The sequence below is a fragment of the Streptomyces sp. NPDC040718 genome (genome assembly GCF_055593565.1).
On sequence record NZ_JBVIXO010000012.1, the window covers coordinates 25441 to 51346 of the forward strand.

At 74.3% G+C, this 25906-nt stretch carries 22 protein-coding genes and 1 pseudogene; 9 read left to right on the forward strand and 14 right to left on the reverse strand.

The features are described from left to right. Positions 1-10 precede the first annotated feature (10 nt). The gene (locus tag ACZ597_RS26335; RefSeq protein ID WP_471334772.1) at positions 11-1669 is read right to left on the reverse strand and encodes a hypothetical protein; all 1659 of its coding nucleotides are present in this window, start codon (positions 1667-1669) and stop codon (positions 11-13) included. An 80-nt stretch (positions 1670-1749) separates the two neighbouring features. Further along, entirely contained in the window at positions 1750-3132 is a 1383-nt protein-coding gene (locus ACZ597_RS26340; protein ID WP_471334775.1) for a transcriptional regulator, read from the reverse strand. 214 nt (positions 3133-3346) lie between these two features. On the opposite strand from ACZ597_RS26340, the gene ACZ597_RS26345 reads away from it, so the two are divergent. From ACZ597_RS26345 to ACZ597_RS26370, 6 genes and pseudogenes are all read left to right on the forward strand, one after another. Further along, complete coding sequence (locus tag ACZ597_RS26345) at positions 3347-4033, forward strand: bifunctional DNA primase/polymerase (protein WP_471334778.1); 687 nt, start codon at positions 3347-3349, stop codon at positions 4031-4033. Between the two features lie 175 nt (positions 4034-4208). Further along, positions 4209-5045 (forward strand): ABC transporter ATP-binding protein, encoded by an 837-nt coding sequence (locus tag ACZ597_RS26350; protein WP_471334779.1) that lies wholly within the window; start codon positions 4209-4211, stop codon positions 5043-5045. Further along, positions 5042-6700 carry a transporter gene (locus ACZ597_RS26355; protein ID WP_471334782.1) on the forward strand — a complete coding sequence of 553 codons (1659 nt, stop codon included), beginning with the start codon at positions 5042-5044 and terminating at the stop codon, positions 6698-6700. Before ACZ597_RS26350 ends, ACZ597_RS26355 begins: the two co-directional genes overlap by 4 nt. A gap of 259 nt (positions 6701-6959) precedes the next feature. Further along, a complete protein-coding gene (locus ACZ597_RS26360; RefSeq protein WP_471334785.1) occupies positions 6960-7136 on the forward strand; it encodes a hypothetical protein in 177 nt (58 codons plus the stop codon). A 34-nt stretch (positions 7137-7170) separates the two neighbouring features. Further along, positions 7171-7674, forward strand: a complete 504-nt coding sequence (locus ACZ597_RS26365) for a DUF6789 family protein (RefSeq protein WP_471334787.1) — start codon at positions 7171-7173, stop codon at positions 7672-7674. 24 nt (positions 7675-7698) lie between these two features. Continuing rightward, positions 7699-7983 (forward strand): annotated as a pseudogene (locus tag ACZ597_RS26370) (putative T7SS-secreted protein); the annotation flags it as partial. On the opposite strand, the gene ACZ597_RS26375 reads toward ACZ597_RS26370, so the two are convergent. Further along, complete coding sequence (locus ACZ597_RS26375; RefSeq protein ID WP_471334790.1) at positions 7964-8929, reverse strand: GlxA family transcriptional regulator; 966 nt, start codon at positions 8927-8929, stop codon at positions 7964-7966. The pseudogene ACZ597_RS26370 and the gene ACZ597_RS26375 sit on opposite strands and share 20 nt — an antisense overlap. Positions 8930-9043: 114 nt before the next feature. Between ACZ597_RS26375 and ACZ597_RS26380 the strand changes: the two genes are divergently transcribed. Beyond that, the gene (locus ACZ597_RS26380) at positions 9044-9976 is read left to right on the forward strand and encodes an NADP-dependent oxidoreductase (RefSeq protein WP_471334792.1); all 933 of its coding nucleotides are present in this window, start codon (positions 9044-9046) and stop codon (positions 9974-9976) included. 3 nt (positions 9977-9979) lie between these two features. On the opposite strand, the gene ACZ597_RS26385 is transcribed toward ACZ597_RS26380, so the two are convergent. Further along, positions 9980-10846 (reverse strand): alpha/beta fold hydrolase, encoded by an 867-nt coding sequence (locus ACZ597_RS26385; protein ID WP_471334795.1) that lies wholly within the window; start codon positions 10844-10846, stop codon positions 9980-9982. A gap of 317 nt (positions 10847-11163) precedes the next feature. Further along, positions 11164-11856: a metal-dependent transcriptional regulator gene (locus ACZ597_RS26390; RefSeq protein ID WP_362474979.1), complete on the reverse strand. Its 693-nt coding sequence runs from the start codon at positions 11854-11856 to the stop codon at positions 11164-11166. Positions 11857-12091: 235 nt separating this feature from the next. On the opposite strand from ACZ597_RS26390, the gene ACZ597_RS26395 reads away from it, so the two are divergent. After that, a complete protein-coding gene (locus ACZ597_RS26395; RefSeq protein ID WP_471334798.1) occupies positions 12092-12847 on the forward strand; it encodes an SIS domain-containing protein in 756 nt (251 codons plus the stop codon). Between the two features lie 206 nt (positions 12848-13053). Here the strand turns inward: ACZ597_RS26395 and ACZ597_RS26400 are convergent, their stop codons facing one another. Both ACZ597_RS26400 and pdxH read right to left on the reverse strand, forming a co-directional pair. Continuing rightward, positions 13054-14364: a PAS domain-containing protein gene (locus ACZ597_RS26400; RefSeq protein ID WP_471334800.1), complete on the reverse strand. Its 1311-nt coding sequence runs from the start codon at positions 14362-14364 to the stop codon at positions 13054-13056. Between the two features lie 384 nt (positions 14365-14748). After that, the gene (gene pdxH / locus ACZ597_RS26405; protein WP_471335181.1) at positions 14749-15372 is read right to left on the reverse strand and encodes a pyridoxamine 5'-phosphate oxidase; all 624 of its coding nucleotides are present in this window, start codon (positions 15370-15372) and stop codon (positions 14749-14751) included. Positions 15373-15610: 238 nt separating this feature from the next. Between pdxH and ACZ597_RS26410 the strand changes: the two genes are divergently transcribed. Continuing rightward, positions 15611-16717, forward strand: coding sequence for a citrate synthase 2 (locus ACZ597_RS26410; RefSeq protein ID WP_471334803.1), 1107 nt, complete (start codon positions 15611-15613; stop codon positions 16715-16717). Between the two features lie 63 nt (positions 16718-16780). Here the strand turns inward: ACZ597_RS26410 and ACZ597_RS26415 are convergent, their stop codons facing one another. The 7 genes from ACZ597_RS26415 to ACZ597_RS26445 form a co-directional block, all read right to left on the reverse strand. Then, the gene (locus ACZ597_RS26415; protein ID WP_471334806.1) at positions 16781-17380 is read right to left on the reverse strand and encodes a TetR/AcrR family transcriptional regulator; all 600 of its coding nucleotides are present in this window, start codon (positions 17378-17380) and stop codon (positions 16781-16783) included. Beyond that, complete coding sequence (locus ACZ597_RS26420) at positions 17368-18111, reverse strand: enoyl-CoA hydratase family protein (RefSeq protein ID WP_471334808.1); 744 nt, start codon at positions 18109-18111, stop codon at positions 17368-17370. Before ACZ597_RS26420 ends, ACZ597_RS26415 begins: the two co-directional genes overlap by 13 nt. 540 nt (positions 18112-18651) lie before the next feature. Continuing rightward, on the reverse strand, positions 18652-19803 hold the full coding sequence (locus ACZ597_RS26425; protein ID WP_471334811.1) for an acyl-CoA dehydrogenase family protein: 1152 nt from the start codon (positions 19801-19803) through the stop codon (positions 18652-18654). Beyond that, positions 19800-21704, reverse strand: a complete 1905-nt coding sequence (locus ACZ597_RS26430; RefSeq protein WP_471334814.1) for an acetyl/propionyl/methylcrotonyl-CoA carboxylase subunit alpha — start codon at positions 21702-21704, stop codon at positions 19800-19802. The genes ACZ597_RS26425 and ACZ597_RS26430 overlap by 4 nt, the downstream gene beginning before the upstream one ends. Before the next feature lie 8 nt (positions 21705-21712). After that, a complete protein-coding gene (locus ACZ597_RS26435) occupies positions 21713-23311 on the reverse strand; it encodes an acyl-CoA carboxylase subunit beta (protein ID WP_471334817.1) in 1599 nt (532 codons plus the stop codon). Then, positions 23308-25068, reverse strand: coding sequence for an acyclic terpene utilization AtuA family protein (locus tag ACZ597_RS26440; protein WP_471334819.1), 1761 nt, complete (start codon positions 25066-25068; stop codon positions 23308-23310). Before ACZ597_RS26440 ends, ACZ597_RS26435 begins: the two co-directional genes overlap by 4 nt. Continuing rightward, the gene (locus ACZ597_RS26445) at positions 25065-25892 is read right to left on the reverse strand and encodes a TIGR03084 family metal-binding protein (protein WP_471334821.1); all 828 of its coding nucleotides are present in this window, start codon (positions 25890-25892) and stop codon (positions 25065-25067) included. Before ACZ597_RS26445 ends, ACZ597_RS26440 begins: the two co-directional genes overlap by 4 nt. Positions 25893-25906 lie beyond the last annotated feature (14 nt).

Below are 25906 nucleotides of genomic sequence, written 5' to 3' on the forward strand. Positions count from 1 at the left end.
GCCGCGTCCGTCACAGCTGGGTCCTGTCCCGCTTCGTGAGGCCGTACTTGGCGGCGATCGCGTTCCACATGGTCGCCGCCGACTCCTTGGCCTTGGTGGCCTCGGCGCTGGACTTGTTGCCGTCCTGGGCGTCGTCCGTCACCTTGGCCTTGCCGTCCTTGCAGCCGCCCTTGTCGTGGCCGGCGTCCTCCGCCCAGTCCGCGTAGCTGTTGTCGGCGTCCGCGGAGGCCTTCCACGCCTTGGTCAGGCTCGCCGAGAGACGGGCGTTGTTCGGGAGCAGGTCGATCTTGAGCTCCTGGAGCCGGGTGACCAGCCCCTCGCGCTGCTGGGCGGCCGCGCGCAGGTCCTGGGCCGCCTGGCCCAGGTTCTTGCAGTCCTTGATGTCGTCCACGGCCTTGATCACCGTGGTCCGGCTGTCGCTGGCGTCCGCGAGCAGCTTGTCGAGCTGGACGGCCTGCGGCCGGGCCGGGTCCACCGCCTCGCCGCCCGGGGCCGCGCCCGAGTTCGCGGAGCCGCTGGCGGCGGGGGCCACGGCGCCCGGGTCGGTGTTCTGGGCCTTGCCGTCGCTGAGCAGGGCGCCCACCCCGAGCCCGGCCACGACCAGCCCGAACACCGACGCCGCGATGACGGCGGGCGGGATCCGGCGCCCGGACGGCGCGGGCGGCGGCGGGGGTGCGTACTGCTGCTGCGGCTGGGGCTGCGGGGGCTGCTGCGGCTGCTGGGTCCGGCGCGGCCCGTACTGCCGCGGCGGCGCGGGGGGCGGGGTCCGGCGGGGTCCCGGGTCCTGGACCGGCGGCAGCTGCTGGGTGTGCCCGGCGGCATCGGCGTCGCCCTCGGCGCGGAACAGCGCGTCGAAGCCCTCGGCGGCGCCCGCCGCCGGGGCCGCGCCGCCGGGGACGGGCGGGATGTACTGGGTCGCCTGCTCGTGCGGAGCCGCGGGACCCGCCGGGACCGGCGGGATGTACTGGGTCGCCGCCTCGCCCGCGGCGGCCGGGACCTGGGCGATGTGCTGCGTCGCCTGCTCGTGCAGCCCGGCGGCGGGCACCGGCGGGATGTACTGCGTCGCCTGGTCGTGGGGGGCCGCCTGCACCGGGGCGATGTACTGCGTCGCCTGATCGTGCGGGGCCGCCTGCACCGGCGGGATGTACTGCGTCGCCTGGTCGTGGGGGGCCGCCTGCACCGGGGCGATGTACTGCGTCGCCTGATCGTGCGGGGCCGCCTGCACCGGGGCAATGTACTGCGTCGCCTGATCGTGCGGGGCCGCCTGCACCGGGGCGATGTACTGCGTCGCCTGGTCGTGCTCCGCCCCCCGGACCGGCGGAATGTACTGCGTCGCCGCGTCCGGCAGCGGCGGGTAGCCGTAGCCGTGCGGGTCCCCCGGACCCTCGAAGCCCGGGCCGACGACGTGGCCGGCCGGCGGCGGGTACCCGTACGCGGGCTCCCCGGGCTGCGGCGGCGGTTCGTACGGGGACCCGTACGGCTCCGAGTACTGCTGCGGAGCCGGCGCCCCCTGCGGGTCCTGCCCGGGCGGATACCCGTACGCCGGGGGCGTGCCCCACGCCTCGCCGGCCGGCGGCCCCGGCTGCTGCGGGTAGCCGGGATCCGGCACCGGCTGTGCCTGATGCGGCGTCCCGGGCTGGGGGACGCCCCCTTGTCCGTTCTCCGTCACCGGGACTCCTTCTGCCTTCTCCGACCGGTCCGAACCCACGGAACCGTCGAGTCACGCTACCCGGTCACGCCGCGCCCACGTCAGGCCGCCTGAACCTCCAGCCTCGCCCCGAACTCCCGGACGGCCGGTTCCTCCCGGTACGGCTCCAGCCGCGCCCGGAAGTCGTCCAGGTACTCCGCACCCCGGCGCGAGCGCAGCGAGCCCAGCAGTTCGGCGGCCTTCGTCGCCGTCTGACAGGCCTGCTCCACCTCCCGCTGCTGCACCTGCGAGGCCGCCAGCAGCAGCAGCCCGATGGCCCGGCGGCGCGCCTTCGACGCGGGCAGGTCGCGCAGGGCCTCCTCGGCGCGCCTGCCCGCCGCGTCCGCCTGCCCGAGGTCCCGGTGGCAGTGCGCCAACTCGTCCGCCAGGTAGGCCTGGTCGAAGTGGCGGATCCACACCGGGTCGTCGCCGGACTCCGGCTCGGCCCGCTCCAGCGCCGTCACGGCCCGCCCCGACAGCACCGCCGTGGCCCGCGCGTCGCCCAGCAGCGCGTGCCCGCGCGCCTCGGCCGCGTAGAACATCGCCTCCACCCGCGGGGTGACCTGCCCGCGCGTGCCCTCCTGCGCGGCCCGCGCCAGCTGCGCGATCTCCCGCGGATTGCCCAGCTCGGCGGCGAGGTGGCTCATCGACGCGGCCAGTACGTAGCCCCCGTACGCGCGGTCGCCGGCCGCCTGGGCCATCCGCAGGGCCTGGATGTAGTAGCGCTGGGCCAGACCCGGCTGACCGGTGTCCACCGCCATGTAGCCGGCCAGCTCCGTGAGCCGGGCCACCGCCGCGAACAGGGCCCGACCGACCGGCTCCCGGTACGAGCCCGCGATCAGCCCCGACACCACGGAGTTGAGGTAGTGCACCACCACCGGCCGCACGTGCCCGCTGCCGAAGCGGTGGTCCAGGTCGGTCAGGGCCTCGGTGGTCGCCCGTACCGCCTCCACGTCCGACATCCCCACCCGCGCACCGCCGCTGCGCGCCACCTGCGGGTCGGCACCGGTGATCAGCCAGTCCCGGCTCGGCTCGACCAGGGCGGAGGCCGCCACGCTCGACCCGGAGAGGAAGTCGCGGCGCCCCACGTCGCTGCGCCACAGCTCGCAGACCTGCTCGATGGCGCCGACGACGGTCGGGGAGAACTGCAGGCCCACGCCGGAGGCGAGGTTCTTCCCGTTGGCCATGCCGATCTCGTCGATGGTGACGGTCCGGCCCAGCTTGCGGCCGAGGGCCTCGGCGATGATGCCGGGCGCCCGGCCGCGCGGCTGCTGACCGCGCAGCCAGCGGGCGACCGAGGTCTTGTCGTAGCGGAGGTCGAGGCCGTGCTCGGCCCCGCACATGTTGACGCGCCGTGCGAGCCCGGCGTTGGAGCACCCGGCTTCCTGGATGAGCGCCTGCAGTCGTTCGTTCGGCTGGCGCGCTACGAGAGGCCTGGCTGCCATGAAAACCCCCTGAGGCCGCGGGTGATCGTTCGAATGATCACTTCCCGCCTGAAGTGCCGAGAATCTTCCGCTCTGCGACGTGTCGTTACCCACCGACCGCGCCCCGCCCTCCCACGCGCCCCCGCACGTGCACCCGTGCGCCCCGTATGCAGGATCGATGCAGCGCCCACCGGCTGGTTTACCCCCGTAACCCGCCGTGACCCCGGGAGTTGTGATGGGCGTGGAAGAGACCATCACAGTCACGGAGACCGCGCCCATCCCCCAGCAGCGCGGGGATCAGCTGCTGGACCACGCCGTGCGGTACGTGGAAGAACGCCACTGGGACGTCTTCGCCGGCACGTGGCTGGAGCCCGGCGACGGCCGGGAGGTGTGCTCGTGCGGGGTGGCCGACTGCCCGGCGCCCGGCGCCCACCCGGCGGTCAAGGACTGGGCCTCGCTGGCCTCGGGCAGCGCGGTGGGCGTGCGGCGCATCTGGGGCAAGCACCCCGGCGCCTCGATCCTGATGCCGACGGGCCGCACCTTCGACGCGCTCGACGTACCCGACTCCGCCGGGTTCCTGGCGCTGGCGCGGCTGGAGCGCCACGAGCGGACGCTGGGGCCGGTCGCGCTGACCCCCGACCACCGGATGCTGTTCTTCGTACTGCCGGGCGCCGGGGCGAAGGTGCCGGACCTGGTGCGCAAGCTGGGCTGGCTGCCGCACGCCATCGACCTGGTCACGCGGGGCGAGGGCCAGTACGTCGCCGCGCCGCCGACCCGCTTCGGCGGCAAGGGCCCGGTGCAGTGGGCGCGCAAGCCCACCCCGGCGAACCGGTGGCTGCCGGACACCGAGGAGCTGATCGACGCCATCGCGTACGCCTGCGGCAGCGAAGCGGCCGCGGCCCGCAACCGCCGCAAGGGATGACCCGCTCGGGATGACCGGTTCGGGATCACCTGCTCCGGATGGCTCCCTCGGCCTGACTCCCTCCAACTGACATACGTGTCTGCAAGTTCATGACATTCGTAACTGCTGATGCCTCTTCCCCTCCTCCTATGGTGAGGAAAGTACGACCACGGGGAACAGAACGAGAGGCAGGCGCATGCCGGACCAGGGTTATGCGGCGGGCGGTACGGACGGCGGGACGGGCGGAGGCGCGCGATCCGCGCAGCCCGCGGCCGCCGTGCGGGTGGAGGGGCTGTGGAAGCGCTTCGGCGAGCAGGTGGCCGTGGCGGGCATCGACCTGGAGCTGCCGGCCGGACGCTTCATCGGGCTCGTCGGCCCGAACGGCGCCGGGAAGACGACCACGCTGTCCATGGTGACGGGGCTGCTGCGCCCGGACATGGGCCGGGTGGTCGTCGCCGGACACGACGTGTGGGCCGACCCGGTCGAGGTGAAGACCCGCATCGGCGTCCTGCCCGAGGGCCTGCGGATGTTCGAGCGCCTCTCCGGGCGTGAACTCCTCGGCTACATGGGCCGGATGCGCGGACTGCCGGGCGAGGAGACCGACAAGCGGGCCACGCAGCTGCTGGACGTCCTCGACCTCGCGGGCTCCCAGCACAAGCTGGTCGTCGACTACTCGACGGGCATGCGCAAGAAGATCGGCCTCGCCGCCGCACTGCTGCACAACCCCGAAGTCCTCTTCCTGGACGAGCCGTTCGAGGGCGTGGACCCGGTGTCGGCGCAGACCATCCGCGGGGTGCTGGAACGTTACACCGCGTCCGGTGCGACCGTGGTCTTCTCCTCCCACGTCATGGAGCTCGTCGAATCGCTCTGCGACTGGGTGGCCGTCATGGCCGCCGGCCAGATCCGCGCCGCCGGCCCGCTGGCCGACGTACGGGGCTCCGCGCCCTCCCTCCAGGCCGCCTTCCTCGAACTCGTCGGCGCCCGCGAACAGGCCTCCGGCGACTCCCTCGACTGGCTCGGCGGCGCACGATGAGCAGCACCGCCGCCACCTCGACCAACGCCACCGCCACCGCCACCGCCGCGACCGGCGCCTCCGGGGCCTCCCTGACCTCGCTGTTCGTCCGCCTCAAGCTGTCCCTGATGCGCAACGGCCTCAAGGGCTCGTCGAAGCGCAAGGCCGTGTGGATCACCAGCCTGGTGATCTCGCTGCTGTTCTCCCTCTTCGTCACGCTCTGCCTGGCGATGCTGCACGGCCACGTCCACGCCGGGACCGTCGTCGTCCTGCTGGCCGCGATCCTCGCGCTCGGCTGGACCGTGATGCCGCTGTTCTTCCCGACCGGCGACGAGACCCTCGACCCGAGCCGGCTGGTGATGCTGCCGCTGCGCCCGCGTCCGCTCGTACGGGCCCTGCTGGCCTCCTCGCTGATCGGCACCGGCCCGCTGTTCACGCTCTGCATCGCCGCCGGCTCGGTGGCCGCGGTGGCGCACGGCCCGGCGGGCATCGCGGCCGCCGTGGTGGGCGCCCCGCTCCTGCTGCTGGGCTGCGTGGCCCTGGCCCGCGCCGTGGCCACGGCGAACGTACGGCTGCTGTCCAGCCGCAAGGGACGCGACCTCGCGGTGCTGAGCGGCCTGCTGATCGCGATAGGCGCCCAGCTCGTCAACTTCGGCAGCCAGCGCCTGTTCCAGCAGGGCGGCCTGACCTCGCTGGAGCCGGTCGAGGCGGTCGTGCGCTGGCTGCCGCCGGCGACCGCCGTCGGCATGGTGGACTCCGTCAGCGAGGGCGCGTACGGCATCGCCACGGCCCAGCTCGCCCTCACCCTGGCCGCCCTGGCCGCCCTCCTGTGGTTCTGGGAGCGCAGCCTGACCAGCCTGATGGTCACCCCGGACGGCTCGACCCTCGCGGCCGCGAAGCCGGAGAAGGACCGCGGCGCCGCCGGCGGCTTCTGGTCCCTCCTGCCGGGCGGACGCACCGGCGCGGTCATGCAGCGCACGCTGCGCTACGCCGTGCGCGACCCGAAGACGAAGTCGGCCTGGGTGTCCTCGCTGGCGATCGGCCTGATCGTCCCCGTCTTCAACGCCCTCCAGGGCACCGGATCGGTCTACCTGGCCTGCTTCGGCGCGGGGATGCTCGGCGTACAGATGTACAACCAGTTCGGGCAGGACACCTCCGCCTTCTGGATGGTCGCCCAGACCATCTCCTCGACGCGCGACGCGTACGCGGAACTGCGGGCCCGCGCCGCCGCGCTGGCGCTGGTCACCGTCCCGTACACGATCCTCGTCACGGTCGTCACCGCAGCCCTGGTGGGCAACTGGTCCGCCTTCCCGACGGCGATGGGCCTGGGGCTGGCGCTGCTCGGCTCGATGCTGTGCACGGGCGCGCTGGTCTCGGCGCACTTCGCGTACTCCATCCCGTCGGAGGGCGCGTTCAAGAACGTCGCCCCGGGGCAGGCGGGCCTGGCCTGGCTGGGCATCGCCTGCGGCATGCTCTCGTCCGCGGTGATCTGCTCCCCGGTCATCGCCCTGACCGTGTACATCGGCCTGGCGGACGACCCCGGCGTCCTGACCCTGCTCGCCCTCCCGATCGGCATCGCCTGGGGCTGCCTCGCCACCTGGGCGGGCCTGCGCCTGGCGGCCCCGGCGGTCTTCCGCAAGCTCCCGGAGATCCTGACGGCGGTCAGCAAGGGCTGACCCGTCCCTCGCGCACGGCGCAGGGGGCGACGGGCCACTGCCCGTCGCCCCCTGCGGTCATGCTGCCGCTACGACGCGTGAGCGCACCTGTCGCGCTCCGCCACGTACGCCTATGGATGGGAGTGAAGGGTCGCTCCACGAGCCGTGGGAGCGACGGTGCGACCGCTGACCCCGGCAGGGCCGTCGGCCGCCGGGTGGGCTCGGCCTTCGTCAGCCCCCGCACGAGCCGGTGGCTCGCCCCTCGGCATTGGACGCGTCCATGCCCATCAGCCCGACCAGACCTCTCGCCCCGGGGCGTGCCCGTGCGCGCGTGCGCACCACGGCGGCACAGATCGTCCTGCTGTGCTTCCTGTTCGGCACGGCCGCGCTGCCGGTGCTGGCCATCCCCCTGGCCCTGGGCGGGCTGATCGTCCTGCCACCGCTGCGGACGTCGTGATCGTCCCGTTCTGGGCCGCCGCCCTGCTCCTGCTGTGGCGCAGCAGCCCGGTGGCGCGGGCGGCCCGCTCCGGATTCCTCGGCGGGCCGGTCGCGGTCACCGCGTACGACATGCTGCGGTTGCCGGTCATCCACCTGGGGGCTGGCCCGACTTCATCCCGAGGCTCGGCCAGTGGATCACGGCCTCCGACCGGCCGAACGCCGCGGTCGGCTACGCGTGGCGCTACATCGGTGACGGCGGCGGGATCGGCGTGGCCTTCGCCCTGTTCTGCCTGGTGGCCGGCATCCGGCGCCGGCTGGTGGTGTGCGGGCTCGCGTACGGCGTCTTCGTGTGGTCCGGCCTCATCGCCACGGTCCTCCTGGTCCCGCACGGCCAGCTGCTGCTGTTCCGCCTGACCCCGGCCACCCTGGCCGTCAGCCTGGCCGGCCACCTGATCTACGGCAGCACCCTGGGCTGGTGCCTCAGCCGCCTCGACGCCCGCCACGCCGTCCTGGCCGACCCGCCCCTGCGCCTGCCCTTGCCCCTGACCGGCCGCTGACGCGGGCCGCCGGTCGGCAAGGACGGCTGGGCCGACGAGATCGAGGACCTCGGCGGCGGCCTCGCCTCCCGCCTCGGCGCGGCCGTCGCGGAACGGCAGCTGGGCCAGACCGAGCAGGCCGACGAACTCGCAGGCGCTCGAAGAGGCCTCCCCCGCCCGTGGCCGGCTCACGAGCGGGTGATCCCGGCCCCGCTGTCAGTTCCCCACACGGGGACGAGCAGCAGGTGTGCCCCGGTCTGGACACGACTCCCGGGGTCTCGGACGACGGGCGGCCCGGGTGGTCGGGCAGTCAGGGCGTCGTCGTCCTGAAGGCGCGGCGGTAGGCCGTCGGGGACGTGCCCAGGGTGGCCGACAGGTGTTGGCGGAGGGACGCCGAGGTGCCGAAGCCCGATTCGGCGGCGATCCGGTCCACCGGGAGGGCGGTGGTTTCCAGGAGGCGGCGGGCGTGGTCGACGCGGCGCTGGGCCAGCCACTGGCCCGGGGGCGTGCCGACCTCCTCGGCGAAGCGGCGGCAGAAGGTGCGCACGCTCATGCGGGCGTGCTCCGCCAACTGCGCGAGGGACAACGGCTCGTCCAGGTGGCGCAGGGCCCAGGCGCGGGTCGCGGCCGTGGTGGCGGCTTCCGGTTCCGGCATGGGGCGTTCGATGTACTGGGCCTGGCCGCCCTCCCGCCACGGCGGGACCACGCACAGCCGGGCCACCCGGTTGGCGACCTCGCTGCCGTGGTCGCGGCGCAGGAGGTGCAGGCACAGGTCGACCCCGGCGGCGACGCCGGCCGCGGTGAGGACCTGGCCGTCGTCGACGAAGAGGACGTTCTCGTCGACCTCGACCTGGGGGAAGGCCTCCTGGAAGTTCCTCGCCTCGTTCCAGTGGGTGGTGGCGCGCCGGCCGTCGAGGAGGCCCGCGGCCGCGAGTACGTACGAGGCCGTGCAGATCGAGACGATGCGGGCGTGGGGCGGGAGCAGGGCGAGGGCGGCGGCCAGTTCGGCGGGCAGCCACTCGCGGGACCCGTCGACGCCGCAGGTGAACGGGGGGATGACCAGGGTGTCGGCGGTGCGCAGGGCTTCGCTGCCGTGGGCGACGGTGATGGTGAAGTCGGCGCTCGTGGTCACCGGGGCGCCGTCCAGGCTGCAGGTGACGACCTCGTAGAGCGGCTCGCCGTCCGGGCCTTCGGCCGTACCGAAGATGCGTACCGGGATGGTCAGTTCGAAGGGGTAGACGCCTTCCAGGGCCAGGACTACGACTCGGTGCACCATGGCAGGATTCTTTCAGATGGTGGCAGTCTTGCCACTCGTTCGGGTGGGCGCGGTCCGGAAACCTTGATCCCGGGACGGGGCCGAACGGGCCCCGCGGAGAACGGGGATGACGGCATGCGCGCAGTGGCTCAGGACGGTTTCGGCGGACCCGAGGTGCTCAAGGTCGTCGAGGTGGAGCGGCCGGAGCCCGGGCCGGCCGAGGTGCTCGTACGGGTCCACGCGGCCGGGGTGAACCCGACGGACTCCTGGCACCGCGCCACCGGCGGGCTGGCCGGGCGGCCGGTCCCGCTCGGCTGGGACGTGTCCGGGGTCGTCGAGGCGGTCGGCATCGGGGTCACCACCCTCGCCCCGGGCGACGAGGTGTTCGGCATGCCGCGCCACCCGGTCCCGGCCGGCACGTACGCGGAGTACGTCACCTCCCCCGCCCGGCACCTGGTCCGCAAGCCCGCCGCGCTGGGCCACGTACAGGCCGCCGCCCTGCCGCTGGCCGCGCTCACCGCCTGGCAGGCGCTCGTGGACACCGCCGACGTGCGCCCCGGGCAGCGGGTTCTGGTCCACGCCGCGGCGGGCGGGGTCGGTCACCTCGCCGTGCAGATCGCGAAGGCGCGCGGCGCGTACGTGATCGGCACCGCCCGCGCGGCCAACCACGGGTTCCTGCGCGGGCTGGGCGCGGACGAGGCCGTCGACTACACCGCCGTCGACTTCGAGACGGCCGTCGAGCCCGTCGACGTCGTGGTCGACGCCGTCGGCGGGGAGTACGGGCCGCGCTCGCTGCGCGTCCTGCGCCCCGGCGGGATCGTGGTGTCCCTGGCCTCCCCGGCCGAGGCCCGGCTCGCGGAGGCGGCCCGCCCGCTGGGGGTACGCGCCGTCTTCATGGCCGTGGAGGCCGACCAGGCGGGGATGCGGGAGATCGCCGCACTGGTGGAGGCCGGCCGGCTGCGGTCCGAGGTCGGCACGGTGCTGCCGCTGGAGCTGGCGGGCGAGGCGCACGAGCTGAGTGACAGCCGCCGGACGCGCGGCAAGATCGTCCTCAGCGTCGGCGACTGACCGCTACGACACGGCCACCCCCTCCAGGAAGGGCTCCAGCGCGGCGCGCAGCGCGGCCGGCTGGTCGTAGTGGACGTAGTGGCCGGCGTCCGGGATCTCGGCGTACTGGCCGGCCGGGAGGACGCGGACCATCTCCTGGGCCTCGGCGCGGCCCAGCTCGCCGTCCAGGCCCCGTACGACGAGGGTGGGGCAGCGGACCTGGGCCAGCTCCTCCCAGTGCGCGTCGTGCACCCAGGTCTCGCGGACGGTCAGCATCTGGCTGCGGGAGAAGAGCGGGCGCCAGCCGTCCGGCGCCTCGTGCATCACCTCGGCGAAGAAGGCGCCGCGGCCGGGGTCGGGGCGCTCCACCCGGGGGTCGTCCTCGCCGAACCAGCGGCGGGCGGCGTCCTGCGTGGGGAAGGGCAGCGGCCAGCGGCGGAACCACTCCTGCCACTCCTGCTGCGAGGCCTCGCCGAGCGCGGAGGCCCGCATGTCGCAGATGACCAGGGCCTGGACCAGATCGGGGCGCCGGGCGGCGAGCTGCCAGCCGGTGAGGGCGCCCATGGAGTGGCCGATGAGGACCGCGGGGCCGAGGCCGAGCTGCTCGATGACGGCTTCGGCGTCGGCGACGAAGGCTTCGCGGCCCAGGCGCGCGGACCGGTCGGGGCCGGGCACGGGATGGCCGCTGTGGCCGTGTCCGCGCTGGTCGAGGGCGATGACGCGGCGGTGCTCGCCCAGCCAGCGCGCGGTGCCGGCCCAGTGGAGGGCGCGGCCCATCAGGCCGTGGAGTAACAGGACCGCCGGTTTCCGGGGCTCGGCGGGCGGGTCCCGGAACTCCCAGGCCGCCAGGCGTACGCCGTCGGCACCCGTGACATCGATGCGCTGTACCACCGGAGATGCACCCCCTTCGCTCCCGGCCAGACTATCGAACCCGCATTCGAAAACGGGCGTCTCGCCGACAACACCGCTCTTTCGAGTGACCTTGCTCAAGGATTGGCCGCCGCTGCCGATGGAGATCCTTTCAACAGGGAGGCGGGCCGCTCGGGGAAGACGGTCCGAAGGGGATGACCTTGAGAGCTCGGGGCTCCAGGTCAGCAAGGGGAGGACCGGTCCCGGCGCCGAGAGGCGCCGGGACCGCCTTGCTTCCACCCGGCCGGCGGCAAATGGCCGCCGGCCGTCAACACCCTCGGGGCGTCAGCCCGACGACTTCAGCGCTTGGCGACGAACACGTGCGAGGCGATGTCCGCGTCCAGCTCCGCGGCCTCGCCGCCGCTGCCGACCAGCACCCCGCCCGGGGACTCCGTCACGCTCACGACGGAGCCGGGCTGCACGCCCGCCCGGCGCAGCGTGTACATCAGCTGGGCATCGGTCTGGATCGGCTCCCCGATCCGGCGGACGACCACCGTCTTGCCCTCCGTACCCGGGTCCAGGTCCGACAGGCTGAGCATGCCGTCCTCCAGGAACGGGTCCGCCTCGGCCTTCTCGCCCAGCTCCTCCAGACCCGGGATGGGGTTCCCGTACGGCGACTCGGTCGGGTGGCGCAGCAGTTCCAGCACGCGCCGCTCCACCGCCTCGCTCATCACGTGCTCCCAGCGGCAGGCCTCGGCGTGCACCTGCTCCCACTCCAGGCCGATGACGTCGACGAGCAGGCACTCCGCGAGGCGGTGCTTGCGCATCACGCGCGTCGCGAGCTTGCGGCCCTCGTCCGTCAGCTCCAGGTGCCGGTCACTGGCCACCGCGACCAGCCCGTCACGCTCCATGCGGGCCACGGTCTGGCTCACCGTCGGGCCGCTCTGGTCCAGCCGCTCGGCGATCCGGGCGCGCATGGGGACCACACCTTCCTCTTCCAGCTCCAGGATGGTGCGGAGATACATCTCCGTGGTGTCGATCAGTCCGGACATTCGTGCCCCTCGGATTGCGTGCGCTGGCCCTGTCCCCAATTCTGACGCATCGGGCCGACAACCGTCCCGCGTCGAGCGTCAAGGCATGTACGGGACATCGGGCCGGAGCACGTCCGCGCCCGGATTGACGGCCGTATTGACACGCCCTTGGTACAGACCGCACGGTGAGCGGCGGACAACGGCGACGCAGCCGCCGCGCACCCGACACCCCACACCCTGGAAGGGCCTACGGCGTATGAGCGAGAGCAAGCTGGCCGGGCAGTTCTTCGACGCGGCCATCGGCCTGCTGGAGCGGGTGCGCGACGAAGAGGGCTCACGGATCACCGAGGCCGGGACCGTGATCGCCGAGGCCGTCGCCGCCGGGAACCGGCTGTTCGCCTTCGGCGCCGGCCACTCCTCGCTGCCCGCGCAGGACGTGGTCTACCGGGCCGGCGGGCTCGCGCTGATGAACTTCCTCGCCGTCCCGGGCACGGCGGGCGTCGACGTCATGCCGGCGACGCTGGGCAGCGCGCTGGAGCGGGTCGACGGGCTCGCCGGGGCGGTCCTGGACAGCAGCCCGGCCTCGGCGGGGGACGTACTGGTCATCATCTCGCTGTCCGGGCGGAACGCCCTGCCGGTCGAGATGGCGATGAACGCGCGCGCCATCGGCCTGAAGGTGATCGGCGTGACGTCGGTGGCGTACGCGACGGAGACGAAGTCGCGGCACGTCTCGGGCACCTTCCTGAAGGACCACTGCGACATCGTGCTCGACAGCAAGATCTCGGTCGGTGACGCCGAACTGTCGCTGGACGGCATCGACGCCCCGTTCGCTCCCGCGTCGACGGTGGTGACCAGCGCGATCATGCAGGCGGTGATGGCGGCGGCCGCCGGGGAGCTGGTGGCGCGGGGGGTGGAGCCGCCGCTGCTGAGGTCCGGGAACGTCGACGGCGGGCACGAGTGGAACGGGCGGGTCATGCAGGAGTACGGGGACCGGATCTTCTTCCGGCACTAGCCCCTGCCCCGGCCCGGCCCGGTACGGGGCCCCGCGGGCCGGAGCACGGGGTCCTGCGGGCGGGGGCGCGCCGGGTGCCGCTGCGCGGGGCTGGTCCCCCACCCGCCCTTCCACCGTTCCCCGGGGCCCCGCCCCCGACCCCGTTGCGCTCGAACGCGCGCGGGCCGGATTCGCCGGGCAAGGGCGGAGGCGGCCGGCAGCCGGGGTCAGGCCGGGGAGCGGGCCAGGTCCAGGTCGGCCGCCACGCGGGCCGCCACCTCCTCCGCGTACAGGGCGTCCGGGCGTTCGAACGCGGGGCGCGAGGGGCCGCGGAGGAAGGTCAGCGCGCCCAGGGTGCGGCCGCGGCTGCGGAGCACCGCGCACAGGGCGTGCGTGGCGCCCGGGGGCCACCGGCGGGCCCGGGCCCAGGCGTCGGCCGCCTCGCCGGCCGGGGCGCTGGCCCGGACCGGGCCGATCCGGTCCAGGGCCTGGAGCGCCGGGTGCGCGGCCTCGTACCGGACCGGGATCGCGCCCGGCCCGGGCAGGAGCAGCGCCAGCCCCGACGGGGACACCGCCGAGCGGACCAGGCGCCGCCCGGGCCCGGGTTCCAGTACGTCGAGCAGCGCGTGCTCCGCGAAGCCGGCCAGCGCGAAGTCCAGCCGTACGGCGGCCGCCTCCGCCGGGTCCTCGCACTCGGCGGCGGCCCGCCCCGCCCGGTACAGCTGGTTGGCCCGGAACCGCAGCTGCCCGGTGTCCAGCTCGGCCTGCCGGGCCTCGGTGACGTCCTGGAACAGCCAGCCCACCCCCAGCGGCACCGGCTCCTCCGCGAGCGGCGAACCCAGCCGCAGGAACCCGCACCGCCAGCAGCGCCGCCGCACCCCCTCCGGGGTCCGCACCGACACCCACAGCTCCAGCGGCGCCGGCGGCGCCCCCTCGGCCAGTACGTGCTGGAGCGCGCCCTCCAGTTCCTCGACGCCCTGCTCCAGCAGGTCCCCGAGCGGCCGCCCGAGCAGCGCGGTGCGCCCGGCTCCGAAGGCGCGGGCGGCGTGCGCGTTGACCACCGCCGGGCGCAGGTCCACGTCGACGAGGACGACCCCCCAGGAGGCGTCGTCCATCAGCGCCTCGCTGAGGGCGATGGACCGCTCCAGGTCGATCTGGGCGTGGACCTCGCTGAAGGCGCAGTAGACTCCGGCCGGCTTCCCCCCGGCACCGGGCACCCCGGCGGACTGGGTCCGTACGAGGATCCGCCCGCCGTCCTTGGTCAGCAGGGCGAACTCGTGCACCTGCCGGCCCGGCCCGTCCTGCGCGGACATCAGCCGGTCCTGCACGTCGTCCGCGTCGGCGGCGCGCACCGCCCAGCCCGCGAACCCGCGCCGGCCCACCGCCTCGGCCGCGCTCCAGCCGAGGATCCGCTCGGCCTCGCGGTTCCAGTGGGTGATCACGCCGTCGGAGTCGAACGCGCACAGGGCGGCGTCCATCCCGTCGAGCAGCGCTGCGAGCAGATCGTCGGCGGTGTCACCGCGTCCGGAAGCACTCACCTGGCACCCCCTGCAGGTGTTCGCGTGTGCGGCACGTCAGATCATTGAACTGGAACGTGACCCAGGCCACACCCGCTTCCCGGAATCCTCCCGGAATGTCCGCCGGGAAACTCGTGGATTAAATCGCTTGAGGGCCCTCAGACGGTGATCTAGGCTCTGCCGTACACGAGAAGGGAGGTGGTTCCCGAAATGTACGGAAACCGGACGCGTGAGGTGACTGCGGGCTAGGGCCCGTCGTCAGCAACGCACCCAGTGCGGTGCCCGGCGGAAGCCGCCCGGCGCCAATCCCAAGCAGTCACCCGACCCGCGGTCTCGCCGGCACGTCCGGCCGGCTCCTCTCACTGCAGGAGAGGAACCCGAGACCGCGGGTCGTCTGCGTTCCCGCTACGGGCAGAGGCGCTCGATGCGCCACTTGTCCCCGTCCAGGACGTAACGCAGCCGGTCGTGCAGCCGGTTCTCGTGCCCCTGCCAGAACTCCAGCGCGTCGGGAAGCACCCGCAGCCCGCCCCACTCCGGCGGCACCGGCACCTGCTCCCCCTCCGGATACCGCGCCTCCAGCTCGGCATAGCGCCGGTCCAGCTCCGCTCGCGAACCGATCACCGTGGACTGCGCGCTCGCCCACGCCCCCAGCTGCGAACCGTGCGGACGGGACCGGAAATAGGCGGCCGTCTCGTCCCGGCCGACCCGCTCGGCCCGGCCCGTCACGATGACCTGCCGGGCGATCGGATGCCAGGGGAACAGCAGCGAGACGTACGGGTTCTCGTCGATCTCCCGCACCTTGCGCGAGCCGTAGTTGGTGAAGAAGACGAAGCCCCGGGAGTCGAACTGCTTCAGCAGCACCGTGCGCGAGCTGGGCCGCCCCTCGGCGGTGGCGGTCGAGACGACCATCGCGTTGGGCTCGAAGAGGTGCGAGTCGGCGGCCTGCTGGAACCACAGCGCGAACTGCGCCATGGGCTCGTCGGCGAGGCCCGCCTCCTCGACGATCTCGGAGCGGTACTGCTTGCGCATGACGGCGGGGTCAATGTCCTGATCGGTCACACGGCCATCCTGCCGCAGTACGCCGGACACCGGTGTGCCGTATGTCACGCTTCCGCAGGCCCACCGGAACGGACAAAATCTTGGGGCCGGTCCGAGGGTCCCCGCACGGATGACCTTCGGCCGTGCCGGGCATCAACGGGGATGACCGCGCCGGACCGCGAATCACGCCGGGAACCGCGCGTGTTCGCACTACCTGAGGAGCCGCCTGATGTCCGATTTCGTACCCGGACTCGAAGGTGTCGTCGCGTTCGAGACGGAGATCGCCGAGCCTGACAAGGAAGGCGGATCGCTCCGCTACCGGGGGGTGGACATCGAAGACCTGGTCGGCCACGTCTCCTTCGGGAACGTCTGGGGCCTGCTGGTCGACGGTGCGTTCAACCCCGGCCTGCCCGCCGCGGAACCCTTCCCCATCCCGGTGCACTCAGGCGACATCCGCGTCGACGTGCAGTCCGCGCTCGCCATGCTCGCCCCCGTGTGGGGTCTGAAACCGCTGCTCGACATCGACGAGCAGACCGCCCGCGACGACCTCGCCCGGGCCGCCGTCATGGCGCTCTCCTACGTCGCCCAGTCCGCCCGCGGCCAGGGCCTGCCCATGGTGCCGCAGCGCGAGATCGACAAGGCCGAGTCCGTCGTCGAGCGGTTCATGATCCGCTGGCGGGGCGAGCCCGACCCCAAGCACGTCAAGGCCGTCGACGCCTACTGGACCTCCGCCGCCGAGCACGGCATGAACGCCTCCACCTTCACGGCGCGCGTCATCGCCTCGACCGGCGCGGACGTCGCCGCCGCCCTGTCCGGTGCCGTCGGCGCCATGTCCGGGCCGCTGCACGGCGGCGCGCCCTCGCGCGTGCTCGGCATGATCGAGGAGATCGAGCGCACCGGCGACGCCGTGGCGTACGTGAAGAAGGCCCTCGACAAGGGCGAGCGGCTGATGGGCTTCGGGCACCGCGTGTACCGCGCCGAGGACCCCCGCGCCCGCGTCCTGCGCCGCACCGCCAAGGAGCTGGACGCCCCGCGCTACGAGGTCGCCGCCGCCCTGGAGAAGGCCGCACTGGAGGAACTGCACGCGCGCCGCCCCGACCGGGTGCTCGCCACCAACGTGGAGTTCTGGGCCGCGATCATGCTGGACTTCGCGGAGGTCCCGGCGCACATGTTCACCTCCATGTTCAGCTGCGCCCGCACCGCCGGCTGGTCGGCGCACATCCTGGAGCAGAAGCGCACGGGCCGCCTGGTCCGGCCGTCGGCGCGGTACATCGGCCCGGGCCGGCGGGACCCCCGTGACATCGAGGGCTTCGCGGACATCGCCGCCACCGCCTGAGGCTCGTTGTTCCCGGGCGCCGCATCCCGTACTGGGTGCGGCGCCCTGGCGCGTCCCGCGGCCTCAGTCCAGGGCCGCGTCGATGAGCGACGACCACTGCGCGACCACGCGGGCCCGGCGGGCCGTGTCGTCGGTCAGGACGTTGGCCAGGCCCAGGCCGCGGGCCATGTCGAGCAGGCCCTGCACGGTCTCCCGTACGCCCGGCCGCGACTCGTCCGCGCCCAGCAGCTCGACGGCGATCCGGTGGGTCTCGCGGCCGACCCGGGCCTCCAGTTCGATGACCTGGGGGCGCAGTTGCTCCTCGTTGGAGGCGGCCACCCACAGCTGGAGCGCGGCGCGGAACAGGGCGCCGGTGTAGAGGTCGACCAGGGCCTCGACGACCGCCGGGCGCGGGCGCGGGGCGGGGGTGGTCTGGAAGAGCTCCCGCAGGGCGGTGGAGCGTTCCTCGGAGACGTACTCGACCGCGGCGGTGAAGAGGGACTCGCGGGTCGGGAAGTGGTGCTGGGCCGCCCCGCGCGAGACCCCGGCGCGTTCGGCGACGACGGCGACGGTGGAGCCCGCCCAGCCGTGTTCGGCGAGGCAGGACACGGCCGCCTCCAGCAGGTGGCGCCGGGTGACGCGGCTGCGGGCCTGCTTGGGGACGGCGCCGGTCACCGTACCCATGACGGGTCCCGGCGCTCGAAGCGGGCGGTGATGCCCTCGCGGGCCTCGTCGGAGGCGAAGAGGCGCCCGGAGAGCTCCGTCAGGCGGGCGCCGTCCCGGTCCAGGGCCTCGCGTACGCCGGCGGCGACCATGGCCTTCGTCTCGGCGAGGGCCTGCGGGGACGCCTTGCGGAGTCCGTCCAGGACGGGGGCGAGGGCGGTGTCGACGTCGTCGCTGGTGTGGAGGGTGAGGAGCCCCGTGCGGGCGGCCTCGGCCGCGTCGAAGACCTCGGCGGTCAGGAGGTAGCGGGAGGCGGCGCGGGGATCGAGGCGCGGCAGCACGGTCATGGAGATGACGGCGGGGGCGAGGCCGAGGTGGGTCTCGGTGAAGGCGTACGAGGACTGCGGTCCGGCGGCGGCGATGTCGCAGGCGCCGAGCAGGCCGAGGCCGCCGGCGCGGACGTGGCCGGTGACGCGGGCGACGACCGGCTTGGGCAGTGCGGTGATCTCGCGGAGCAGGGCGAGGAAGTCGGCGGGGTCGCAGGGGGACTTCAGGTCGGCGCCCGCGCAGAAGGTGTTGCCGGTGTGGGTGAGCAGCACCGCCCGGGTGTCGGGGTCGGCGGCCGCCTCGGCGAGGGCCTCGCGCAGCTCGGCGACGAGCCGGGCGGAGAGCGCGTTGCGGTTGGCCGGGGAGTCGAGGGTGAGGGTGGTGATGCCGGTCGCCGCCGGGGCGGCGTGCACGAGTGGGGCCATGTCTCCTCCGGAGGGGTCAGCGGGCGGACCCGGCCGGCCCCCCTCGGGGGCAGGGTACGGGGTGGCGGGGCCCTTGCCGTTGCCCTGGCCGGGCCGTTGCCCCGGCCGGGCGGGGTGCGGGTGGGCTCCTGCTCTGCCGGGCGGGGTGCGGGTGGGGCCCCTGCCCCGGCCGGGCGGGGTGCGGGTGGGGTCGGTGCCGTTGCCCTGGCCGGGCGGGGGTGGGGTCGGTGGCTGCGGGGGACGGGCTCGGGAGCGGGGTGGGGTGTCGTCCGGGACGGGCTTCGATGTTCGGCGCCTGATCCGGATTGCATGCGTACGGGGGACCGCGCGCCGAATTCATCTCGTTTCAGTCCCGGACGACACCCCACCCCGCCGGCGATCGGGGCGCGGGTCCGGGCAGCGCCCGGGGAACGGTGGAAGGGCGGGTGGGGGACCTTGCCCCGCGCAGCGGACCACCCGGCCGCGGACGACCAACGGCCACGGGCACCGGCCCCGCCCCGGGTCCGACGGCCGGAGGCTGTCGCAGCGGCGCGTCAAGAATCAGTAGGACTTCGGGAGACCAAGGGTCTGGTGGGAGACGAAGTTGAGGATCATCTCCCGGCTGACCGGGGCGATACGGGAGACGCGGGCCGCCGTGATCAGGGAGGCGAGCCCGTACTCGCGGGTGAGCCCGTTGCCGCCCAGGGTGTGCACCGCCTGGTCCACCGCCCGCACGCACGCCTCCCCCGCCGCGTACTTCGCCATGTTCGCCGCCTCACCGGCCCCCAGGTCGTCACCGGCGTCGTACAGCCCGGCGGCCTTCCGCATCATCAGGCGGGCGAGTTCAAGGTCGATGTGCGCCGCCGCCAGGGGGTGGGCGATGGCCTGGTGGGCGCCGATCGGCTCGTTCCAGACCTGGCGGGTCTTCGCGTACTCCACTGCCCTGCCGAGGGCGTACCGGCCCATGCCGATGGCGAAGGCCGCCGTCATGATGCGTTCGGGGTTGAGGCCGGCGAAGAGCTGGAGGAGGCCCGCGTCCTCGTCGCCGACCAGCGCGGAGGAGGGCAGCCGCACCTCGTCGAGGACCAGTTCGAACTGCTTCTCCGCCGCCTGGAGTTCCATGTCGATGACCGAGCGGGAGAAGCCCGGGGCGTCCCTCGGGACGATGAACAGGCAGGGCTTGAGACGGCCCGTGCGGGCGTCTTCCGTGCGGCCGACGATGAGCGTGGCGTCGGCGATGTCCACGCCGGAGATGAAGACCTTGCGGCCGGTGAGGATCCAGTCGTCGCCGTCGCGCCGGGCGGTGGTGGTGATGCGGTGGGAGTTGGAGCCGGCGTCGGGTTCGGTGATCCCGAAGGCCATGGTGCGGCTGCCGTCGGCGAGGCCGGGGAGCCAGGCGCTCTTCTGGGCGTCCGTGCCGAAGCGGGCGATGACCGTGCCGCAGATGGCCGGCGAGACCACCATCATGAGGAGGGGACAGCCCGCGGCCCCCAGCTCTTCGAGGACGATGGAGAGTTCGGCCATGCCGCTGCCCCCGCCGCCGTACTCCTCGGGGAGGTTGACGCCGAGGTAGCCGAGCTTGGCGGCGTCGGCCCACAGCTCGTCGGGGTGGCGGCCCTCGCGGGCGACGCGCGCGAGGTAGTCGCGGCCGTAGCGCTGCCCGAGGGCGGCTACCGCGGCGCGCAGGGCCTGGTGCTCTTCGGTCTCGATCACGGCTGGTCCTCCTGGACTACGGCGAGCAGGGCGCCGAACTCGACCTGGTGGCCGGTGACGGCGTGGAGCGCGGTGAGCGTGCCGGTGGCGGGGGCGAGGATGCGGTGTTCCATCTTCATGGCCTCCAGCCACAGCAGGGGCTGCCCGGCGGTGACGGCGCTGCCGGGCGCGAGGCCCTCGGCGATGCGGACGACGGTGCCGGGCATGGGGGCGAGCAGGGAGCCCGGTTCGGTGCGGTCCTGGGGATCGGGGAACCGGGGGACGGGCACGAGGGTGTGGGAGCCGAGCACGGAGTCCACGTAGACCGTGTTCGATTTGTGTTTCACGTGGAACATCCGCCGGACGCCCCCGACTTCGAGGGTGACGGCCTCGGGAGTGGCAGCCAGGACGCGGACGTCCGGGTCCTCCACGGGGGCGTAGCGGGCCTCGTACTCGGTGCCGGCCACGGTGTAGCGGCGGGTCCGGGGCTGGGAGCGGAGGTTGCGCCAGCCGCCGAGGCGGGCGGCGAGGGGGGCGTCTGGGGAGGGGGCCGCTTCGGCCAGGGCTGCTGCCAGGCAGGCGAGCGCGGGGTCCGGGGCGGCTTCGACGAGGGTGTCGAGGTGGCGTTCGTAGAAGCCGGTGTCGAGCCGCGCGGCGGCGAACTCCGGGTGCCGCAGTGAGCGTACGAGGAGCTCCCGGTTGGTGGTCAGCCCGTGGATCCGGGCCCGGGACAGGGCGTCCGCGAGGATCCGGACCGCCTCGGCGCGGGTCGGGGCGTGGGCGACGACCTTGGCGAGCATGGGGTCGTAGTGGATGCCGACCGTGTCCCCGGCGGTGAAACCGGTGTCGACGCGGACGTGGCCGGGGAGGTCGAGGGTGTGCAGCACCCCGGTCTGCGGGCGCCAGTCGTGGGCCGGGTCCTCCGCGTAGAGGCGGGCCTCGACGGCGTGGCCGGAGGGTGGGGGCGGGGTCAGGGGCAGGGCTCCGCCCTCGGCTATGCGCAGTTGGAGGGCGACCAGGTCGAGGCCGAAGACCGCTTCGGTGACGGGGTGTTCCACCTGGAGGCGGGTGTTCATCTCCAGGAAGTACGGGCGGCCGTCGGCGCCGACGAGGAACTCGACGGTGCCGGCGCCCCGGTAGGAGACCGCGCGGGCGGCGGCGACGGCGGCGGTGTGGAGGCTCTCGCGCAGGGATTCCGGCAGGCCGGGGGCCGGGGCCTCCTCGATGACCTTCTGGTGGCGGCGCTGGAGGGAGCAGTCGCGGGTGCCGAGCGCCCAGACGGTGCCGTGGGCGTCGGCGAGGACCTGCACCTCGACGTGCCGGCCGCGCTCCACGTACGGCTCGGCGAAGACCTCGTCGTCCCCGAAGGCCGAGAGGGCCTCTGCGCGGGCCGCCTCCAGGGACTCTTTGAGGGAGTCGAGGTCGCGTACGACGCGCATCCCGCGGCCGCCGCCGCCCGCCGCGGCCTTGAGCAGGAGCGGGAGGTCGGCGGCCGTCGCGGCGGCCGGGTCGACGGGGTCGAGGAGGGGGACGCCGGCGGCCCGCACGAGGTCCTTGGCCCGGGTCTTGGAGGCCATGGCCTCGATGGCCTCGGGCGGCGGGCCGACCCAGGCCAGGCCGGCGGCCAGGACCTGCCGGGCGAAGTCCGCGTTCTCGGAGAGGAAGCCGTACCCGGGATGCACGGCGTCCGCGCCCGTCGCGCGGGCCGCCGCGATCAGCAGGTCGCCGCGCAGGTAGGTGTCGGCGGGGGCGGCCCCGGGCAGGCGGACGGCCGCGTCGGCGTGCCGGACGTGCAGGGCGTCGGCGTCGGGGTCGGAGTGGACGGCGACCGTGGTCAGGCCCAGGTCGCGGGCCGTGCGGAAGATCCGGACGGCGATCTCGCCCCGGTTGGCGACGAGGAGGGAGGTGATCGGTGCGGTCATCTGGGGGCTCACATCCGGAAGACGCCGAAGCCGCCGCGGGCGCCCTCGACGGGGGCGTTGTGGACGGCCGACAGGCAAAGGCCGAGGACGGTACGGGTGTCGCGGGGGTCGATGACGCCGTCGTCGTACAGCCGCCCGGAGAGGAAGAGGGGCAGCGACTCGGACTCGATCTGGGCCTCCACGAAGGCCCGCATCCCGGCGTCCTGCTCCTCGTCGTACGGCAGTCCCCGGGCGGCGGCGGACTGGCGGGAGACGATCGACAGCACCCCGGCGAGCTGCTGGGGGCCCATGACGGCGGACTTGGCGCTGGGCCAGGCGAAGAGGAACCGGGGCTCGTAGGCGCGCCCGCACATGCCGTAGTGGCCGGCGCCGTAGCTCGCGCCGATGAGCACGGACAGGTGCGGGACGCGGGAGTTGGAGACCGCGTTGATCATCATCGAGCCGTGTTTGACGATGCCGCCCTGCTCGTACTCCTTGCCCACCATGTAGCCGGTGGTGTTGTGGAGGAAGAGGAGGGGGATGTCGCGCTGGTTGGCGAGCTGGATGAACTGGGCGGCCTTCTGCGACTCGGCGCTGAACAGCACGCCCTGCGCGTTGGCGAGGATGCCGACCGGGTAGCCGTGCAGGGTGGCCCAGCCGGTGACCAGGCTGGGGCCGTAGAGGGGCTTGAACTCGTCGAAGTCGGAGGCGTCGACGATGCGGGCGATGACCTCGCGCGGGTCGAAGGGGGTCTTCAGGTCCGGCGGGACGATCCCGAGGAGCTCCTGCGGGTCGTACAGCGGCTCCTCGGCGCGGGGCGGGTCGGCGTACGGCTTGCGGTGGTTGAGCCGGGCCACGATGCGGCGGGCCTGGCGGATGGCGTCGTGCTCGTCGAGGGCGTAGTGGTCGGCGAGCCCCGAGACGCGGGCGTGCATGTCGGCGCCGCCGAGGGACTCGTCGTCGCTCTCCTCGCCGGTGGCCATCTTGACCAGGGGCGGACCGCCGAGGAAGACCTTGGAGCGGTCCTTGATCATGACGGTGTGGTCGGACATCCCGGGGATGTACGCACCGCCGGCGGTGGAGTTGCCGAAGACGACGGCGACGGTCGGGATGCCGGCCGCGGAGAGGCGGGTCAGGTCTCGGAAGACCGCCCCGCCGGGGATGAAGATCTCCTTCTGGGAGGGCAGGTCCGCGCCGCCGGACTCGACGAGGCTGATGCACGGGAGCCGGTTCTGGAGGGCTATCTCGTTGGCCCGCAGCGCCTTCTTCAGGGTCCAGGGGTTGCTGGCGCCGCCGCGGACGGTGGGGTCGTTGGCGGTGATCAGGCACTCGACGCCCTCGACGGTCCCGATGCCGGTGACCATCGAGGCGCCGACCGGGTAGTCGCTGCCCCAGGCGGCGAGCGGGGACAGCTCCAGGAACGGGGTGTCCGGGTCGAGGAGCAGCTCGACGCGCTCGCGGGGCAGCAGCTTGCCGCGGTCGCGGTGCCGGGCGGTGTACTTCTCCCCGCCGCCGGCGAGGGCCTTCGCGTGTTCGGCGGCGAGCTCCGCGAGCCGTTCCAGGGCGGCGGTACGGGCCTTCGCGTGCTCGGCGGCGAGCGGGTCGACGGTGGTTCCGAGGCGGGTCATCGGGTCCCCTCAGGGGCGGGTGGCGGGGTGTCGGGCAGGAGGTGGGCCGGGATGACGAGGTGGCGGGCGCGCAGCCATTCGCCGAGCGCCTTGGCCTGCGGGTCGAAGCGGTGCCCGGAGGCGACGCCGTCGCCGAGGAGGCCGGTGACGGTGAAGTTCAGGGCGCGCAGGTTCGGCAGCTCGTGGCGGGTGACGGCCAGCGCCCGCGTCTCGGGCAGCAGGTCCCGGAAGGCCTCCACGGTGAGGGTGCTGTGCAGCCACCGCCAGGCCTCGTCGCCCTCCACCCACACCCCGACGTTGGCGTCGCCGCCCTTGTCCCCGCTCCGGGCCCCGGCCACGGCCCCGAGCGGAGCACGGACGGTGGGGGCGGGTCCGGGCGCCCCGGACGCCCCGGGTGGCGGGGCCGCGGGGGCCGGTGCGGCGGGCGGGGGCGGGTCGGGCGCGAGGGCCGGGGACGGGGGCGGGGGCGGGGGCGGCGGGGGTGGGACCGGCAGGCGGGTGCCGTCGTCCAGGACCGCCGTGTGCGGGACGGAGCCGGCCGGGACCAGGGCCGAGGCGAACACCCCGTAGGGCTGGGCCGGTCCCGGCGGGGCCGTCACGTGGAACCCCGGATAGCTGCCGAGGGCCAGCTCGACCGCCGCCGAGGTCAGGGCCCGCCCCACCCGGTCCGGGGACGGGTCGCGGACCACCAGCCGCAGCAGCGCGCTCGCTTCCTCCTCCGATTCCGCGTCCGCGTGGTCCGTGCGGGCGAGGGTCCAGCGGACGGACTCCACCTCGCTCAGTACCCCGGCCAGTTGGGCCCGTACCAGGGCCGCCTTCGCCTCGACGTCGAGGCCCGTCAGGACGAACACCACCTCGTTGCGCCAGCCGCCGACACGGCTGACGCCGACCTTCAGGGTGGTGGGCGGGGGTTCCCCCCGGACCCCGCTGATCCGGACCCGGTCGTCGCCGTCCGGGGCCAGACGGACCGTGTCCAGGCGGGCGGTGACGTCGGGGCCGAGGTACCGCACGCCCTGGGTCTCGTACAGGAGCTGGGCGGTGACCGTGCCCGGGGTGACGGCCCCGCCGGTGCCCGGGTGCTTGGTGACGACCGCCGAGCCGTCCTCGGAGACCTCCGCGAGCGGGAACCCGGGCCGCCGTACGTCGTGGGCGGTGAAGAAGGAGTAGTTGCCGCCGGTAGCCTGCGTACCGCACTCCAGGACGTGGCCCGCGACCACCGCCCCCGCCAGCCGGTCGTACTCCTGGGGCCCCCAGTCGAACCACCAGGCGGCCGGCCCGCTGACCAGCGCCGCGTCCGTGACCCGGCCGGTCACGACCACGTCCGCGCCGGCCCGCAGGCAGGCGGTGATCCCGGCGCCGCCCAGGTAGGCGTTGGCGGTGAGCGCGTCCTGCCCGTACGGCATGAGGTCGTCGCCCTCGACGTGCGCGACGGAGACGGGCACCCCCACCTTCGCCGCCAGCGCCCGTACCGCCGCCGCCAGCCCGGCCGGGTTCAGCCCGCCCGCGTTCGTCACGATCCGCACGCCCCGGTCGTGCGCGAGGCCGAGGCCCTCCTCCAGCTGCTTCAGGAAGGTCTTCGCGTAGCCGAGGTCCGGGTTCTTCATGCGGTCCCGGCCGAGGATCAGCATGGTGAGCTCGGCGAGGTAGTCGCCGGTCAGCACGTCCAGCGGGCCGCCGGCCAGCATCTCGCGCACGGCGTCGAACCGGTCCCCGTAGAAGCCGGAGGCGTTCCCGACGCGCAGCGCCCGGCGCGTCACCGCCCGCTCGCCCTCGGCGTGCGGCCCTGGCCCGCCGGCCCGGCGAAGGCCTGCGCGATGTCGAGCCAGCGGTCGGCGTCGGGGCCGGTCGCGGTGAGGGCGAGGTCGGCGCGGTGGGCGCGCTGGGTGACCAGCAGGCAGAAGTCCAGCGCCGGCCCGGTGATCCGCTGCGGGGCGTCCGCCGGACCGTACGCCCACACCTCGCCCCCGTCCGGAGCCGTCAGCTCCACCCGGAACTCCCCCTCCGGCGCCGGCAGGCCCCGGACGGCGTACGCGTAGTCGCGCGCCCGCACCCCGATCCGCGCGACGTGCCGCAGCCGGGCCGTGGGGGTGCGCGGTGCGCCGAGCGCGTCGGCCACGTCCTGGCCGTGCGCCCAGGTCTCCATGAGCCGGGCGCTCGCCATGGACGCGGCCTTCATCGGGGGCCCGTACCAGGGGAACCGGGCGTCGGGCGAGGCCGCCGCGAGTGCCGCGTCGAGCGCGGCCCTGCCCTCGCGCCACCGGGCGAGCAGCTCGGCGGGCTCCAGCGCGGCCCCCTCCGCCGCGCCTTCGTCGACGAACGACTCGGGGGCCTTCAACGCCTCCTCCACCATCCGCGCGAAGCCCTCGGCGTCGGTGAGGGCGAGCAGCGCCGCCCGGTCGGTCCAGTGCAGGTGGGCGATCTGGTGGGCGACGCTCCAGCCGGGCGCGGGCGTCGGCCGCGCCCAGGCCGGCCCCGGCAACTCGCCCACGAGCGAATCGAGTTCCCGCCCCTCCTCACGGAGGTCGGCGAGGAGGTCGGAGAAGACGGTGGCGGCGGCGGTGACGGCGGACGGATCGGGCACGGCGTGCTCCCCTC

Bases quoted from the DNA above. Each gene is read 5' to 3' on its own strand.
- ACZ597_RS26340 (WP_471334775.1), bottom strand. From the start codon at position 3,132: ATGGCAGCCAGGCCTCTCGTAGCGCGCCAGCCGAACGAACGACTGCAG.
- ACZ597_RS26345 (WP_471334778.1), top strand. From the start codon at position 3,347: ATGGGCGTGGAAGAGACCATCACAGTCACGGAGACCGCGCCCATCCCC.
- ACZ597_RS26350 (WP_471334779.1), top strand. From the start codon at position 4,209: ATGCCGGACCAGGGTTATGCGGCGGGCGGTACGGACGGCGGGACGGGC.
- ACZ597_RS26355 (WP_471334782.1), top strand. From the start codon at position 5,042: ATGAGCAGCACCGCCGCCACCTCGACCAACGCCACCGCCACCGCCACC.
- ACZ597_RS26360 (WP_471334785.1), top strand. From the start codon at position 6,960: ATGCCCATCAGCCCGACCAGACCTCTCGCCCCGGGGCGTGCCCGTGCG.
- ACZ597_RS26375 (WP_471334790.1), bottom strand. From the start codon at position 8,929: ATGGTGCACCGAGTCGTAGTCCTGGCCCTGGAAGGCGTCTACCCCTTC.
- ACZ597_RS26380 (WP_471334792.1), top strand. From the start codon at position 9,044: ATGCGCGCAGTGGCTCAGGACGGTTTCGGCGGACCCGAGGTGCTCAAG.
- ACZ597_RS26390 (WP_362474979.1), bottom strand. From the start codon at position 11,856: ATGTCCGGACTGATCGACACCACGGAGATGTATCTCCGCACCATCCTG.
- ACZ597_RS26395 (WP_471334798.1), top strand. From the start codon at position 12,092: ATGAGCGAGAGCAAGCTGGCCGGGCAGTTCTTCGACGCGGCCATCGGC.
- pdxH (WP_471335181.1), bottom strand. From the start codon at position 15,372: ATGCGCAAGCAGTACCGCTCCGAGATCGTCGAGGAGGCGGGCCTCGCC.
- ACZ597_RS26410 (WP_471334803.1), top strand. From the start codon at position 15,611: ATGTCCGATTTCGTACCCGGACTCGAAGGTGTCGTCGCGTTCGAGACG.
- ACZ597_RS26415 (WP_471334806.1), bottom strand. From the start codon at position 17,380: ATGGGTACGGTGACCGGCGCCGTCCCCAAGCAGGCCCGCAGCCGCGTC.
- ACZ597_RS26420 (WP_471334808.1), bottom strand. From the start codon at position 18,111: ATGGCCCCACTCGTGCACGCCGCCCCGGCGGCGACCGGCATCACCACC.
- ACZ597_RS26430 (WP_471334814.1), bottom strand. From the start codon at position 21,704: ATGACCGCACCGATCACCTCCCTCCTCGTCGCCAACCGGGGCGAGATC.
- ACZ597_RS26435 (WP_471334817.1), bottom strand. From the start codon at position 23,311: ATGACCCGCCTCGGAACCACCGTCGACCCGCTCGCCGCCGAGCACGCG.